The 15543-nt window shown below is 36.6% G+C and carries 11 protein-coding genes; 7 read left to right on the top strand and 4 right to left on the bottom strand.

Annotated elements, in window-relative coordinates; all coding sequences use genetic code 11:
* The first annotated feature begins 11 nt into the window (after positions 1-11).
* Together AAGF08_RS03040 and rlmB are read left to right on the top strand one after the other, a co-directional pair.
* Positions 12-1247: a GWxTD domain-containing protein gene (locus AAGF08_RS03040; protein WP_343509476.1), complete on the top strand. Its 1236-nt coding sequence runs from the start codon at positions 12-14 to the stop codon at positions 1245-1247.
* Positions 1220-1996, top strand: coding sequence for a 23S rRNA (guanosine(2251)-2'-O)-methyltransferase RlmB (rlmB, locus tag AAGF08_RS03035; RefSeq protein ID WP_343509474.1), 777 nt, complete (start codon positions 1220-1222; stop codon positions 1994-1996). The genes AAGF08_RS03040 and rlmB overlap by 28 nt, the downstream gene beginning before the upstream one ends.
* Before the next feature lie 14 nt (positions 1997-2010).
* On the opposite strand, the gene AAGF08_RS03030 is transcribed toward rlmB, so the two are convergent.
* A complete protein-coding gene (locus AAGF08_RS03030; RefSeq protein WP_343509473.1) occupies positions 2011-3084 on the bottom strand; it encodes a mannose-1-phosphate guanylyltransferase in 1074 nt (357 codons plus the stop codon).
* Between the two features lie 7 nt (positions 3085-3091).
* Positions 3092-4060, bottom strand: a complete 969-nt coding sequence (locus tag AAGF08_RS03025; protein ID WP_343509472.1) for a KpsF/GutQ family sugar-phosphate isomerase — start codon at positions 4058-4060, stop codon at positions 3092-3094.
* A gap of 99 nt (positions 4061-4159) precedes the next feature.
* Here AAGF08_RS03025 and recQ point away from each other — a divergent pair, with 99 nt between their 5' ends.
* The 4 genes from recQ (at position 4160) to AAGF08_RS03005 (ending at position 9640) form a co-directional block, all read left to right on the top strand.
* Positions 4160-6337, top strand: coding sequence for a DNA helicase RecQ (recQ, locus tag AAGF08_RS03020; RefSeq protein ID WP_343509471.1), 2178 nt, complete (start codon positions 4160-4162; stop codon positions 6335-6337).
* A 14-nt stretch (positions 6338-6351) separates the two neighbouring features.
* Positions 6352-7641, top strand: a complete 1290-nt coding sequence (gene purD / locus AAGF08_RS03015; RefSeq protein WP_343509469.1) for a phosphoribosylamine--glycine ligase — start codon at positions 6352-6354, stop codon at positions 7639-7641.
* A 132-nt stretch (positions 7642-7773) separates the two neighbouring features.
* The gene (locus AAGF08_RS03010; protein WP_343509768.1) at positions 7774-9189 is read left to right on the top strand and encodes a regulatory iron-sulfur-containing complex subunit RicT; all 1416 of its coding nucleotides are present in this window, start codon (positions 7774-7776) and stop codon (positions 9187-9189) included.
* The gene (locus AAGF08_RS03005; protein WP_343509468.1) at positions 9182-9640 is read left to right on the top strand and encodes a gliding motility lipoprotein GldH; all 459 of its coding nucleotides are present in this window, start codon (positions 9182-9184) and stop codon (positions 9638-9640) included. The genes AAGF08_RS03010 and AAGF08_RS03005 overlap by 8 nt, the downstream gene beginning before the upstream one ends.
* 57 nt (positions 9641-9697) lie before the next feature.
* On the opposite strand, the gene pgi is transcribed toward AAGF08_RS03005, so the two are convergent.
* Entirely contained in the window at positions 9698-11341 is a 1644-nt protein-coding gene (gene pgi, locus AAGF08_RS03000) for a glucose-6-phosphate isomerase (RefSeq protein WP_343509467.1), read from the bottom strand.
* Between the two features lie 197 nt (positions 11342-11538).
* Between pgi and AAGF08_RS02995 the strand changes: the two genes are divergently transcribed.
* On the top strand, positions 11539-12324 hold the full coding sequence (locus AAGF08_RS02995) for an energy transducer TonB (protein WP_343509466.1): 786 nt from the start codon (positions 11539-11541) through the stop codon (positions 12322-12324).
* Between the two features lie 327 nt (positions 12325-12651).
* Here the strand turns inward: AAGF08_RS02995 and acnA are convergent, their stop codons facing one another.
* Positions 12652-15426 (bottom strand): aconitate hydratase AcnA, encoded by a 2775-nt coding sequence (gene acnA, locus AAGF08_RS02990; RefSeq protein WP_343509465.1) that lies wholly within the window; start codon positions 15424-15426, stop codon positions 12652-12654.
* Positions 15427-15543: the final 117 nt, after the last annotated feature.

Genomic DNA, 15543 nt, shown 5'->3' with positions numbered 1-15543 from the left:
ATTTTCACCCAATGAAGCTTAAAACAAACATTCTTATAACTTTTTTATTTCTGGTGATTGGAGCCTTCAATCAAGGCTTTTCTCAGAAAAAATTAAATAATCTAAATCAGACATTACGTTACTCAAGATATTCGAGATTGGGGTTAAAAATAATTCCAATAAAGGAAGGAAACACGGAATTTAGATTACAAATGATTGTTGAGAAGATTGAGGAAAACCCAAATTTCGATACGTTCAGCTTTTCATATTCGGTCTTAAACAGCTACGATCAAGAGATTTTAGATGATGAAGTAAACTTATTGACTTCAAATGATCTAAAAAACGACACAGAAAGACATTGGTTTTTCGAAAAGTCAGTTACTATCCCTTCAGATCAGGAAACGGCGATAGCTTTGCTTACCGTTCTTGACACTAGGCAAGGAGATGAATATTATTATCATATAGATCTAAAAAGCCCTTTTATTTTTGGTCAGCCTTCCTTTGGTGCATATTATGCCAATAACATTCCTTTTGATCAGAATTTCTTGACAAAAGGCCAATCCCTTCTGTTTAAATCTGAGTCTGGACCTAACCTCCATGAGTTTTATTACCCTGTTTCCTTTGATGTTCCCTATCCTCCAATGGAAACAAAACCAGCATCAGTTCCAAAAGAATTAGAGGTGATGGATCGAGGTAACTTCCTCACAAATGTTCCAAAAAGTCTAGATGATGAAGGATATTATTTTTTTCAAAGTGATACAGCATCAACCTCTGGTTTATTGCTAAAAACGACAAATGAGGCCTTTCCTAAAGTTAAAGATTGGGAAGAGATGATTCAAATGGTTACTTATATTTCAACTCGAAAAGAGCATGAGGCCTTACTTTTAGCTGAAGATAAAAAGAAAGCTTTGGATGAATATTGGTATAATCTTACAAGAAACCCAGACATTGCAAAAGACTTAATCAGAGAATATTTTCGGCAAACAGAGTTTGCAAACATCTTATTTACAGACTTTAAGGAAGGTTGGAAGACAGACAAGGGTATGGTATATATTGTAATGGGACCACCTAATGAAGTGAATTTTTATTTAGACCGTGAGGTATGGTCTTATGGCGGATTGAATGAGAGTTCAAAAATTCGCTTTACTTTTGTCCGAGTAAAGAATATTCTAACCCCACACTATTACACGCTGAACCGCTCCAAAGCTTATCAGCCTGTTTGGTTTAAAAACATTTCCATATGGAGAAGCGGAAAGATGGCTTTCTGATAGACAAAGGAGCAACTGAAAAAGATTTTATTTTTGGCACAAGGGCTGTAATGGAGGCAATCCATGCTGGCAAAGAAATCGATAAAGTACTTGTTCAGAAAGAATTGAACAATGATTTAATCAAAGAATTATTGAAGCTTTGCAAAGCCGATGGAGTACCTGTTGTAAGAGTCCCGGACGCGAAACTCAATAGAATTACCAGGAAAAATCACCAAGGCGTGGTGGCATATATTTCTTCTATTGCATATGCCTCACTGGATAATGTAATAGAAACCTGTTTTTCTTCAGGAAAGGCTCCATTGATTTTGATTTTGGATAGAATTACTGATGTTCGAAACTTTGGTGCGATTGCTAGAACGGCAGAATGTGCAGGAGTCGATGCAATTGTGATTCCGGCTAAAGGAAGTGCACAGATTAATTCAGATGCAGTAAAAACTTCGGCTGGTGCATTGAACTTCCTACCGGTGGTTCGGTCGAAAAATCTTTTTTATACGTGCAGAGATCTTCAAAAATCAGGATTAACATTAGTGGCCATTACTGAGAAAACCACAAAAAGTATGTATGAAGCTGATTTTTCAAATCCTGTAGCATTGGTTATGGGTTCAGAAGAAGATGGGATTTCTAACGAACTTATGGGCATAGTGGATGAAAAAGTAAATATCCCTATGCTTGGAAAAATTGAAAGCTTGAACGTTTCAGTTTCAGCTGGAGTGGCTATATACGAAGCAATGAGACAAAGGCAAAAATAAATTATTGGGGAAGGTCAAATAAAGTCCTTCCCCTTCTTTTTTGCATTTGCGACAAATTCCCTGAATTTTTTTTCAGCATCCAGTTTACAGATCAAAATCACATTATCAGTTTCATTGATTAAATAATTATCCAGACCCTGAACTACGACTAATTTATCACCATTAACCTTGATATAGGAGTTTTCAGTATCATAAAGAATTACATTTCCTTCTATCACATTGTTCTTTCGGTCTTTTTTCTTCAATTCAAAAAGGCTTTTCCAAGAGCCTAAATCTGACCAACCGAAGTCTGCAGGGATAACATATACTTGATCTGATTGCTCCATGATCCCACTATCTATGGAGATATTTTTAAGCAAAGAGTATGCTTTGACAATAAATTCTGACTCTCCTTCATTTCCTAAAAACTCTTCCCCTTCATTAAATACTTCCGCAACATCAGGCATATACTTTTCATAGGCCGAAATCAAGCTACTGACTTTCCAAACAAACATTCCAGAATTCCAGACAAAATCCCCACTATCCAAAAAGGTCTTAGCTAATTTCACATTAGGTTTCTCTATGAATGTTTTAACCTTAAAAATTTCTTCACCAGCCTTTTCTAAATATTGAATGTAACCATATCCAGTCTCAGGTCTATTGGGCTTAATCCCCATTGTAATCAACCTTCCTTCCATTTTGGCCCCGATAATAGCCTTTTCTATTGCTAACCTGAATTTATTCTCTTGCGTTATCAAATGATCTGCTGGTGCAACCAGTATTATCGCTTTCGGATCAATTTTATTGATTTTATAGCTAGCATAAGCAATACAAGTAGCCGTATTACGACGGAGAGGTTCTGACAAAACCTGTTTATCATCTAATTCAGGTAATTGCTCTTTTACTAAATCAAAATAAGTTTTGTTGGTCACCACAAAAACTTTATCTGGAGAAGAAATTTCCTTAAGTCTATCAAAAGTCATTTGAAGCAATGTTCTCCCTGTCCCCAAAACATCTAAAAATTGTTTTGGCCGATCATTCCGGCTATATGGCCAAAATCTGGAGCCAATCCCTCCTGCCATAATTACAATATAAGGTTCTTCCTGCATATCAATTTTAGACAATCCCCTCCTTCATTAAGTCGTGAATATGAACAAATCCTGAAATTTTATTTCCATCAATTGCTACTAACTGTGTAATGTTATAATCTTTCATGAGATTCAATGCTCTAATAGCAAATTCATCTTTTGAAATTGTTTTTGGATTTACCGTCATTATATCACGAGCTTTCAACTTTTGGATATCCAAACTCTTTTCCAACATCCTCCTCAAATCTCCATCTGTAATGATACCTTTCAACTCACCTTTATCATTTACAACGGCAGTGGCACCAAGCCGCTTTCCAGAGATTTCAATAATAACCTCAGCTAAACCAGAGTCTTCCCCAACCATAGGAATCTGATCTTTACCTAGCAAATCTTTTACTTTGAGATACAACTGTTTTCCTAATGATCCCCCTGGGTGGTATTTTGCAAAATCTTCGGATGTAAACCCACGCGCCTCCAATAGACAAACTGCGAGGGCATCTCCCATTGCCATATGTGTCGTGGTACTAGTCGTAGGAGCTAGATTGTGGGGGCATGCCTCTTCTCCGATGGTAGCATTCAATACATAATCGGCATGCTCAGCTAAATAACTGTTCACATTACTTACTAATGCAACTAAAACAGAACCTGATTTTTTTAAAAGAGGGACCAATACTTTTATTTCTGGAGTATTTCCGCTTTTAGAAATACAAATAACAATATCATCTCCTTGAATCATGCCCAAATCACCATGAATGGCATCTGCTGCATGCATGAATAAAGCAGGAGTTCCCGTTGAATTCAGAGTAGCGACAATTTTATTGGCGACTATCGCGCTTTTTCCTACACCAGTAATTACTACTCTTCCAGTAGAATTTAAAATCCTTTCCACACAGGACTCAAAATCACCATCTATATATTCGATCAAATTTAAAACAGCGTTCGCTTCATTTTGCAATACCCGGGTGGCTGTATTTCTAATATTTTTAATTAAATTCAATTTTACCTGCTTTTATTAGTAATTTAGTACAAAGGTATAAAATGTAATCAATCATTCCTGTTTACAGGCTCACCGCACTCCTTAAAGCACCTGTTTCAAGTGGAAGAAAAAGTAAAATCTGAACTTAAGAAAATATTTGGTTTTAGCCAGTTTCGTGGCAACCAAGAGTTCATCGTAGACAATTTGCTAAGTAAAAAGAACACCTTCGTTATAATGCCGACAGGTGCTGGAAAATCTTTATGTTATCAACTCCCAGCAGTGGTCTCTGAAGGAACAGCAATAGTAATATCTCCATTGATCGCACTTATGAAAAATCAGGTCGATCAATTAAATGCTCTAGGTATAAATGCTCATTTTTTGAATTCTACCCTCAATAAATCTGAGGCTACAAAAGTGAAAAATGAGGTATTGAATGAGAAAACAAAGCTTCTTTATGTAGCACCCGAATCTCTTACAAAGGAAGAAAATGTAGCCTTCCTGAAATCAGCAAAACTGAGTTTTGTTGCGATTGATGAAGCACACTGTATTTCGGAATGGGGACATGATTTCAGACCTGAATACAGAAAAATAAAATCTATAGTAGCACAAATAGCCCCTAACCTTCCAATAATCGCTTTGACTGCAACTGCCACTCCTAAAGTTCAGCAGGATATTCAAAGGAATCTTCAAATGGAAGAGGCTGATTTATTTAAATCATCTTTCAACCGAACCAACCTGTATTATGAGGTTAGGCCAAAGATGAAAAATGAATCTAAAAAACATCTGATTAAATTTATCAAATCCCACAAAGGTAAGTCGGGTATCATTTATTGTTTGAGCAGGAAGAAAGTAGAAGAAATTGCACATCTTCTTCAAGTCAATCAAATAAATGCAGCTCCCTATCATGCAGGCTTAGATTCAGCTGTAAGGATCAAAAATCAGGATGACTTTCTAAATGAAGAGTTGGATGTAATAGTTGCTACCATCGCTTTTGGAATGGGTATAGACAAACCAGATGTGCGTTATGTTATTCATTATGATGTTCCCAAATCCTTGGAAGGGTACTACCAAGAGACTGGAAGGGCAGGAAGAGATGGTTTAGAGGGACATTGCCTGATGTTTTATCGATATGAGGATATTGTCAAACTTGACAAATTCAATAAAGATAAGCCTGTAACTGAAAGAGAAAACTCCAGAGTATTACTTCAGGAAATGGCTGCATATGCAGAAACTGGGGTTTGTAGGAGGAAATTCATCTTGAACTATTTTGGGGAAACTTTCGAAAAAGATTGTGGTTTCTGTGATAACTGTAAGAGAGAGCGTGAAATTTTTGAAGGAATGGATTATATCCAGACTGCTCTCGAAGCGGCACTTCAAACAAATGAACGCTTTGGTTTAGATCACTTGGTAAAGGTGATCATTGGCGAGCCTACGGAATATGTAATAAGTTACAAGCACGATAAGCTTCCTGTTTTCGGTAAAGGAAAAGATGTTCCTGAAAAATATTGGACTTCTATCATTCGTCAAGCGATGATTTTTGCCCTACTCGAAAAAGATATTGAATCTTACGGGGTATTAAAACTAACAGAAAAAGGGAAATCCTTTTTAGATTCTCCTTACTCAGTCAATCTCTACAAAGATCATGATTATGAAAATGAAGATTCAGATGGTACTGCAGATGTGGATATAAAAGCAGGCATTGCTTATGATGAAAAACTATTTGAACTACTTAAAGCAGAAAGAAAAAAAGTAGCAAAATCAAAAGGGTTGCCTCCATATGTGATATTTCAGGATCCTTCTTTGGAAGAAATGGCGACTATTTATCCAACAACAAGAGAAGAACTTGCCCAAGTCAACGGCGTTGGTATGGGAAAAGTCGCTAAATTTGGATCGTCATTCTTAAAAATCATTTCGACTTATGTCGAAGAAAACGAAATTGAGACTGCCTCAGAGGTTGTAGTGAAGTCGGCAGGATCGAGATCAAAAATAAAAATCACTATCATTCAACAAATTGATCGTAAAATCGACTTAGATGAAATTGCAGACAATTTAAACATCAGTATGTCTGAATTATTGCAGGAAATTGAGCAAATCATCTACAGTGGTACTAAATTAAATATCGATTATTACATCGAACACATCATGGATGAGGAGCGTGAAGACCTTCTTCATGATTATTTCATGAATGCAGAAACTGATCGTATCAAAGAGGCATTAGAGGAACTGGAAGATGAGGATTTTGCAGAAGATGAATTGAGGGTCTATCGGATTAAGTTTATCTCCGAACATGCCAATTAACTTGAATTGAGTCAATGAATATACTCTTATTAGGAAGTGGAGGCAGAGAGCATGCCTTCGCCTGGAAAATAGTACAAAGTCCTAAATGCTCACAACTATACGTCGCACCGGGAAACGCGGGAACGGCAAGTATTGCAAAAAACATTCAGCTTTCAATTACAGATTTTGAGGGGATAAAGAATTTTATCCTAGATCATGCTATTGATTTGGTGGTAGTTGGCCCTGAAGAACCATTGGTAAAAGGCATAGTCGATTTCCTGCTTAAAGATGATCAAACATCAAACATTCCGGTAGTTGGCCCATCTCAATTAGGGGCAACACTGGAGGGAAGTAAAGATTTTTCCAAAAGATTCATGCAGAGGAATAATGTACCAACAGCTGCATATGAAACCTTTACCGCAAATGAAATTGAGGCAGGACTCGCTTATTTGGAAACCCAAAAATTACCAATTGTTTTAAAAGCTGATGGACTTGCTGCAGGAAAAGGCGTATTAATTTGCCAATCTTTGAAAGAAGCAAAAGACTCTTTCAAGGAAATGCTGTTGGATCAAAAATTTGGAGAGGCTTCTGCTAAAGTTGTAGTAGAGGAATTTCTTCACGGTATTGAGCTTTCAGTTTTTGTTGCCACAGATGGGAAAAACTATAAAATCCTTCCAGAAGCAAAGGACTATAAAAGGATCGGCGAAGGAGATACTGGTTTGAATACCGGAGGAATGGGAGCTGTTAGTCCTGTTATTTTTGCTGATAATGCTTATATGAATAAGGTTGAGGAGTTGGTAGTAAAACCAACTGTCGAAGGGTTAGCTAAAGAAAATATTCCATATAAAGGATTCCTTTTCATAGGTCTTATGAATAATAATGGCCAGCCCTACGTTATCGAATATAATGTAAGAATGGGTGACCCGGAAACAGAAGCTGTTTTACCAAGAATCACCAGTGATTTTGTGGAATTACTGGAAGGAATTGGAACAGGTACTCTAGAAAATTATAATCTTGAAATCTCACCTGAATATGCTACTACAGTAGTAATGGTAAGTGGTGGTTATCCAGAAGCCTATCAAAAAGGCTTCCCTATCACTTTACCTAGCTTAACTGAAAATACTATTGTTTTTCATGCGGGTACTTCCACCAATGAAAAGGGAGAATTAATTAATCAAGGAGGAAGAGTGTTAGCATGCACCGGGTTGGGGAAAACCCTTGAAAATGCCCTAAAGAATGCTTTTTCTACAGTTCAAAAAATTCACTGGGAAAAATCATATTACAGAAAAGATATCGGTCAAGATATCTTAAAATTAATGAAGTAAACCCAATTTTATCCAGGATTACGGTCCTGTAACTATATACTTATGAGTGGATGTACAACTTGCTCCACCTCTTCTGGAGGATCCGGTGGCTGCCAAAACAATGGTAGTTGTGGGACGAGCGATTGCAATAAAATGAATTCCTTTGACTGGCTTAGCCACATGGGGATTCCTGAGGTCGATACGTTTGATATTGTAGAAGTAAAGTTCAAAGGAGGAAGAAAAGATTACTACCGAAATGTGGATTTTTTATCACTTACTACTGGCGATCCTGTAGTAGTCGACGTCCCAAGCGGTCATCACATTGGATATGTTTCACTTCAGGGAGAGCTTGTGCGACTTCAAATGCAAAAGCGAAAAATAAAAAATGATGATGAGATTCTCAGAATTTATAGAATAGCAACAGAAAAAGATATTGAAAAGTGGACTGAAGCTAAAAATAGGGAAATTCCTACCCTATATCGATGTAAGCAGATAGTAGACGAACTTGGACTAAAAATGAAAATGTCTGATATAGAATATCAGGCTGATAATTCAAAAGCTACTTTTTATTATTCCGCTGATGAACGCGTTGATTTCAGAGAATTGATTAAAGTCCTTGCCGGTGAATTCAGAATTCGCGTTGAAATGAGGCAAATTAGCCTTCGGCAAGAAGCAGGAAGAATTGGTGGTTTAGGAGTTTGCGGCAGAGAACTATGCTGCTCCACCTGGTTGGTAGATTTCAAGAATGTAAGTACTTCTGCTGCCAGATATCAAAACCTTTCTCTTAATCCAGGAAAACTAAGCGGCCAATGCGGAAGACTGAAATGCTGCCTCAATTACGAGTTAGATACCTATATGGATGCCATAAAGGATATCCCTCAGATTGAAAGACCGCTTATGACAGAGTCAGGTCCAGCCAAACTTCAAAAGACCGACATCTTTAGAAAGATGATGTGGTTTAGCTACAATAATGAAAATGATTGGCACAGTATCACCTGTGAGAGGGTAAAAGAAATCCTTGAAATAAACCAAAAAGGCAAGAAAGTATTTAATCTCCAGGTAAATGAAGCCTCTGATATTGAGGATCTTGCTGCTAAGTCAACTCGGGAATTAGAACTTCTAGACAAAAAGTTTTCTTCCAATACCCCTAATAAAAAGAAAAGAAAATCAAGAAATAAAAATAGAGGCCCGAAATCCGAAAACGTACCTCAGAAAGCCTCTGAATCTAATTCTAATCAAAATATAAATCCTACACAGGGACAGGATAACAAGCAACCGAAAGCTTCACAAAATCAAGGTAATGATTCAAGAAGCAAAAAAAATAGAAACAAAAACAGGAATAGAAATAGAAATCAAAAAGGAGGGCCTCCTATCCAAGGAACAAATCCTCCTAAAAGACAGGGGGATAAAAAGCCAAACCCAAAGCCAACTGCTGAAGCAAAACCAGTAGCTGGTGAATCAAAGAAAATGGATCAAGTCAAAAATAAGGAGAGAAAACCAGCTGGAAAGAGAAAATTTCCTCCTAGAAAAAACCAAGGACCAAATCCTAATTCACCTGAAAATGAATAGATTTTTTGTTTTCCTTTATTGCCTTTTGGTGATGATTCTGTCCTCTTGTTCGCAAGATCGGATTTTCGAAGAATTTAAACCAATTATCTCTCAGAGCTGGGGGATAGAAGATAGTCTTCAATTTGATTTAGGAAAAATAAATCCTTCTGGTCATACTAGTTTAATTGCAATTAGGTTCAATGAAGAATACGCTTTTTCAAATTGCTATGTCAGAATTTTAAGTAAAGATTCCTTAGGGACTGTTTTGGAAAATAAATTAGTAAATATCCCCTTATTCGATTCAAAAACAGGAGAACCAATGGGAGATGGATTTGGGAATACCTATACATTTTATGACTCCCTTCCTTTCCAATTTAAAGAAGGGGCCAAATCAGTTATAATACTTCAGTACATGAGAGAGAACCAACTACAAGGTATTGAAGCTGTTGGTTTAAAAATTTTAAAACAATAAACAAAAAGCCCACTTTCAGAAATCTGAAAATGGGCTCTGTTTATTACCTGAGGCTAATTATCTCATTTTTTTATAAGCATTTATCAATCCATTGGTGGAATCGTCATGGGAAGTTACTTTCTCATCTCCTTTAAGTTCTGGCAAAATTCCATTTGCTAAAACCTTTCCAAGCTCCACACCCCATTGATCAAAGCTAAAGATATCCCAAATCACTCCTTGAACGAATATTTTATGTTCATACATCGCTATCAGCTGACCCAAAGTGTAAGGCGTAATTTTCTTTACTAGAATAGAATTCGTTGGCTTATTTCCTTCAAAAACTTTATGTGGAGCAACTTTTTCGATTTCTTTCTCCGACTTTCCAGCTTTTGTCATTTCTGATTTAACTTCTTCCAAAGTTTTACCTTTCATTAGGGCTTCAGTCTGTGCGAAGAAATTTGAAAGTAATTTCTGATGATGATCACCGATTGGATTATGAGAAATAGCAGGCGCAATAAAATCACATGGAATTAAATGTGTTCCTTGATGAATCAATTGATAAAAAGCGTGTTGTCCGTTGGTTCCGGGTTCTCCCCATATAATTGGGCCTGTGGTATAGTTTACCTTCTCTCCTTGTCTATTTATATATTTCCCATTGCTTTCCATATTACCTTGTTGGAAATATGCCGCAAAACGATGCATGTATTGATCATATGGTAAAATTGCTTCTGAAGAAGCTCCAAGAAAGTTTGTGTTCCAAATACCTATTAAGGCAAGAATTACTGGAATATTTCGGTCAAACATGGAATGTCTGAAATGATTATCCATAGCATGTGCTCCATAAAGCATTTGCTCAAAATTTTCAAACCCTACGGTACAAGCAATCGAAAGTCCAATAGCAGACCAAAGTGAATATCTTCCTCCAACCCAATTCCAAAAGGCAAACATATTTTGGGGATCTATTCCGAAAGCTTTAACTGCTTTTGCATTTGTCGAAAGTGCAACGAAATGCTTTGCAACAGCCATTTCGTCTTTAGCATATTCCAAAAACCAATCCCTCGCTGTATGGGCGTTGGTCATTGTTTCTTGAGTTGTAAAAGTTTTAGATGCTATAAAGAAAAGCGTCGTCTCCGGATCCACCTTCTTTAATGTTTCTGCTATATGAGTTCCATCCACATTGGAAACAAAATAGCAGCTCAAATCTGGATTTTGGTAAGGTTTCAAAGCCTCAGTAACCATCACAGGACCAAGATCTGAACCACCGATTCCTATATTTACTAATGATTTGATAGGCTTTCCGGTATACCCAAGCCATTTTCCATTTTGAACCTTATCAGAAAACACCTTCATTTGATCCAATACTTTCTGAATCTCAGGCATCACATTTTCTCCATTTACAAAAACAGCATGATCAGATTTATTTCTCAACGCAGTATGAAGAACAGCTCGATCTTCAGTCTTATTAATAGGTTTACCAGTAAACATGTCCTCAATAGCAATATGTAATTCAGTCTCTCTTGCCAAATCACAAAGTGCTTTTAAAATGTCATCGTTGACTTTATTCTTCGAAAAATCGACTAAGATATCTTCTAATTGTAAGCTAAATCGCTCAAATCGCTCATTCTCTCCTAAAAGTGATACTATTTTGAGGTCTTTATGGTCTTCCGCGAGTTGTTTTAATCTTGACCAAGCTGGGGTGGTAGTAGGATTAATAGATTTCATTATATGGATAAAAGTACAAATGTGAATGGCAAAATTAAGACTTATCTTGGGGGATAAAAGCGTTTTTGTACTTCAATTTTTACCTCAGAAATTTCAATTTTCTAATCAATTCAATTTAAAAAGATTAAACCAATAGACTTCTCTTGAATAAATTTGGAGTCTAGAAAAAAAATAGAATTTCTATAGATTTAATCAAAATGATAAAATCGTATTTAAATGAGCAAAGAATTCAATTAGGAAAAGTTTTTCTAATCCTTTCTGGGTTTTTTGTATCCTTTCAAAGTATTGCCCAAGACTTTGAAATCACGCCATTAAATGAGCATTTTTTTCAGACTTTGTCCATTTCTGATCCAAAAACCAAATATACTCAACTAAGGAACACTAACGAAGATGGTTCGACCTTTACTCAGATAAGCGATTTACAAAACAGGGTCGTCAAAACAATTCAAACCAGAATAAATAAACAAAACGGAGAACTTGAAGAGGTTGTGAAAGTATTTGATCTTGACGGAAACCTTATTTTAAGGACAGAAGGAAGCAAGTCAAATTCAAGAAAACTGACTTTCTACTATGAAAATGGGATACAAGTAGGTCACGTAATCAATAGAGGAAACAATGTTTATGAAATATGGAGAAAGTCAGCAGCAAACCGTTATAAATCGAATAAAAATGACTTCGAACCTTCCTTGTTTCCAAATGACAAGGATTGGAAAAAATTTGTTTTAAAAGAATTACGGTTTCTCTCTGAAGCTCAAAAACAAGGAATGGAAGGAACGGTGATTCTCGCATTTTTGATCGATGAAAATGGACAGAGAGTAAAAACAGAAGTTGCCAACATCAATGACTTTCCTGGAATATTAACAGAGGAAGCGCTCAGGGTAGGTGAATTATTTCGAGGTCAATATAATCCGGCAATAAACTATAATGGGGAGACTGTTAAGGCCTGGCTCTATCTACCCGTTGGATTTTATTTCTACCGGTAATTTAATTTCATCATTAGTTAGTTTTTTGGCATTCATTTCAAAAGAGTTACTAACAAAGATGCAAATAGCATTACCCTAGAACGAATATTTGCGCCATCAAATCAATTGGTGAGAATTTCTAGGTTTTCTTTTATTGAAGAGGGGTAGTTTAATCAAGAAGAAATAGAAAGTATTCGAGTCGCGGGGTCTTAAAAAGGTAGGTTTTTGCACGGAAGAGATTTGGAAGGAAACCCGGTGGAACCTTGGTTGTATATACCAATTCGATTTAAATTAAGCTAAAAAAATAACCCGTCAGAGAAGACGGGTTATTTTTTTTGAATCAATTGGTTAATCTTTCAAAAAATCTCTTAATACATAGTTCAGAATTCCTCCATGTTGATAATAGGCAATTTCTACCTCTGAATCCAATCTGGATTTCACAGTAAATTCTTTTTTATTCCCCTCCTTATCTACAGCCTTTACCTCAAAACTTTGGCCTGGTTTTAATCCATATTCTATTCCCTGAATGCTAAATGACTCAAAACCAGATAATCCAAGACTTTCTGAACTTTCTCCTGCATTAAACTGAAGTGGCATTACCCCCATACCAACCAAGTTACTTCTGTGGATTCGCTCATAGCTTTCAGCTATTACGGCTTTAATACCCAATAAATTAGTTCCTTTTGCAGCCCAATCACGCGATGATCCGGATCCATATTCCTTTCCAGCTAATACGATCAATGGCGTATTAGAAGCTTGATATTTCTCAGATGCTTCAAAAACCGACATTTCCTTATCCTCTGGAATGTATTTTGTAAATCCTCCTTCTTGGGTAGAGAGCTGATTTTTAATCCGAACATTAGCAAAAGTTCCACGAACCATTACCTCATCATTACCTCTTCTGGAACCATATGAATTAAAGTCTGGTCTTTGAACACCTCTTCCAACCAAGTATTTACCTGCTGGGGAATCCTGCTTAAATGAACCTGCAGGAGAAATATGGTCTGTGGTAATAGAATCTCCCAGTTTAAGCAAAACTCTTGCATCTAAAATATCCTTGGGTCTTTCAAGATTCATGGAAATACCTTTAAAGAAAGGTGCTTCTTTGATATAAGTACTTTTTTCATCCCAAGGATATATAGCTCCTTCACCAGATTCTAAATTTTTCCAGATTTCATTTCCCTCGAAAATCTCTCCATAATTTTTTGCATAGTCATCCGGGCTCAGAACTTTCCTGGAAATCTCATCGATTTCATCAGTAGTAGGCCATATATCTTTTAAATAAACTGGTTCTTGATTCGGGTCAAAACCGATTGGCTCATTATAAAGATCCATATCCACTCTGCCAGCCAGTGCATAAACCACAACTAGCATGGGGGACATTAAATAATTCATTTTAACTTGTGGATGAACCCTTGCTTCAAAGTTTCTATTTCCAGATAACACAGAGGCGACAACCATATCATTCTCTTCTACTGCTTTTGCTATATGGACTGGTAAGGGTCCAGAATTACCAATACAGGAGGTACATCCATAGCCAACAGTATGGAATTTCAATGCTTCAAGTTCATCCAGCAAACCTGCTTTACTCAAGTAATCAGTAACTACTTTGGATCCTGGTGCCAATGATGTTTTTACCCACGGTTTCACATCCAATCCTTTTTCTATTGCTTTTTTAGCGACCAGCCCTGCTCCTAACATCACAGCAGGATTGGAAGTATTCGTACAAGAAGTAATGGCTGCTATTACAATAGATCCATCATAAAGTGTAAATTTTTCATAGTTTAAATCAATGGTAACTGATTTCAACCCATTCGTCACTTCCGTTTTGTAAGCAACGTCCTGTGGGGAATCTTTTACTTTTTTTGAGGATTGGGCACCACCCTCTGCCAGCATACGACCTTCTTCTCGATTTTCAATTGGAATGTATTGACGGCCATGGACAGAGTCTAACAATTCTTCAAATTTTGATTTAAAGTTCTTGACTAGGATTTTATCCTGAGGTCTTTTAGGGCCGGAGACAGTTGCCTCCACAGTTCCCAAATCCAATTCAACTACTGAAGAGTATTCAATTAAATCCTCATCTTTTCTCCATAATAAATTTGCCTTGCAATAATCTTCTACCAACTTAATCTGTTCTTTACTTCGGTTGGTTTTTGTCATGTAGTCCAATGTCCTATCATCGATAGGGAAATAGGAAACTGTACAGCCAAACTCTGGAGACATATTGGAAATAGTAGCTCTATCAGGAACTGATAAATTATCGAGCCCCGGTCCGTAGACTTCAACAAACTTTCCTACTACCCCATGCTTTCTAAGGAGCTCTGTAATGGTCAAAACCATATCTGTAGCAGTGGTTCCAGCAGGAAGTTTCCCAGTTAATTTCAATCCAACTACCTCAGGCATAATGAAAAATATAGGCTGACCAAGTAAAGCAGCTTCTGCCTCAATCCCTCCTACTCCCCATCCTACAACGCCAATTCCATTGACCATTGGTGTATGAGAATCTGTTCCTACTAAGGTGTCTGGAAAAACCTTCCCATCTCTCAAAATCACGCCCTGCGCTAAGTATTCAAGGTTTACCTGGTGGCAAATCCCCATTCCTGGTGGAACAACAGAAAAATTATTAAAGGACTTTTGAGCCCATTTTAAAAATTGATAGCGTTCTGCATTTCGCTCATATTCAACTTCCACATTTCTTTGATAACTATAATTGGTGCCAAAATAATCTACTTGAACAGAGTGATCAATCACGAGGTCTACTGGAATCAATGGGTTAATCTTCTCTGGATTTTTACCTTTTCTTTTTGCTTCAGACCGTAATGATGCAATATCAACTACGGCAGGTACACCAGTAAAATCCTGCATTAATACTCTAGCGGGTTTAAAAGGAATGTCGAGATCCGAAGCCTCAGGCTTCCAATTTAAAAGTGTATTTAAATGATCTTTAGTAATTGAAAAACCATCAAAATTCCGAAGTGCATTTTCTAATAAAATCCGAATCGAAAATGGTAATTTCTTGATGGAATGTCCAGCTTGCTGAAGCTTATCCAAACTCCAATATTCATAGCTTCCAGATTCAGTTTTTAAAGTTGACTTAATATGAAATGTATCTTGGTTCATGATAAAAATGATTTTGTTTAAATGAAAAGCCTACTAAAATTTAACCAAATTATTTGTTAGACAATTCCTAAAACATCGTTGTATTTTAGAATTGAATGAGAATTGGGTCATTTTTTA

Source organism: Algoriphagus sp. SE2 (genome assembly GCF_039563885.1).
Lineage (GTDB): Bacteria > Bacteroidota > Bacteroidia > Cytophagales > Cyclobacteriaceae > Algoriphagus.
The sequence above is the reverse complement of the archived record's forward strand: the minus strand, read 5'-3'. Positions and strand labels throughout refer to the sequence as shown.

What these genes read in the sequence shown, in the direction of transcription:
- AAGF08_RS03040 (WP_343509476.1), top strand. Translation starts at nt 12, where the DNA reads ATGAAGCTTAAAACAAACATTCTTATAACTTTTTTATTTCTGGTGATT.
- rlmB (WP_343509474.1), top strand. Translation starts at nt 1,220, where the DNA reads ATGGAGAAGCGGAAAGATGGCTTTCTGATAGACAAAGGAGCAACTGAA.
- AAGF08_RS03030 (WP_343509473.1), bottom strand. Translation starts at nt 3,084, where the DNA reads ATGCAGGAAGAACCTTATATTGTAATTATGGCAGGAGGGATTGGCTCC.
- purD (WP_343509469.1), top strand. Translation starts at nt 6,352, where the DNA reads ATGAATATACTCTTATTAGGAAGTGGAGGCAGAGAGCATGCCTTCGCC.
- AAGF08_RS03010 (WP_343509768.1), top strand. Translation starts at nt 7,774, where the DNA reads ATGAATTCCTTTGACTGGCTTAGCCACATGGGGATTCCTGAGGTCGAT.
- AAGF08_RS03005 (WP_343509468.1), top strand. Translation starts at nt 9,182, where the DNA reads ATGAATAGATTTTTTGTTTTCCTTTATTGCCTTTTGGTGATGATTCTG.
- pgi (WP_343509467.1), bottom strand. Translation starts at nt 11,341, where the DNA reads ATGAAATCTATTAATCCTACTACCACCCCAGCTTGGTCAAGATTAAAA.
- AAGF08_RS02995 (WP_343509466.1), top strand. Translation starts at nt 11,539, where the DNA reads ATGATAAAATCGTATTTAAATGAGCAAAGAATTCAATTAGGAAAAGTT.
- acnA (WP_343509465.1), bottom strand. Translation starts at nt 15,426, where the DNA reads ATGAACCAAGATACATTTCATATTAAGTCAACTTTAAAAACTGAATCT.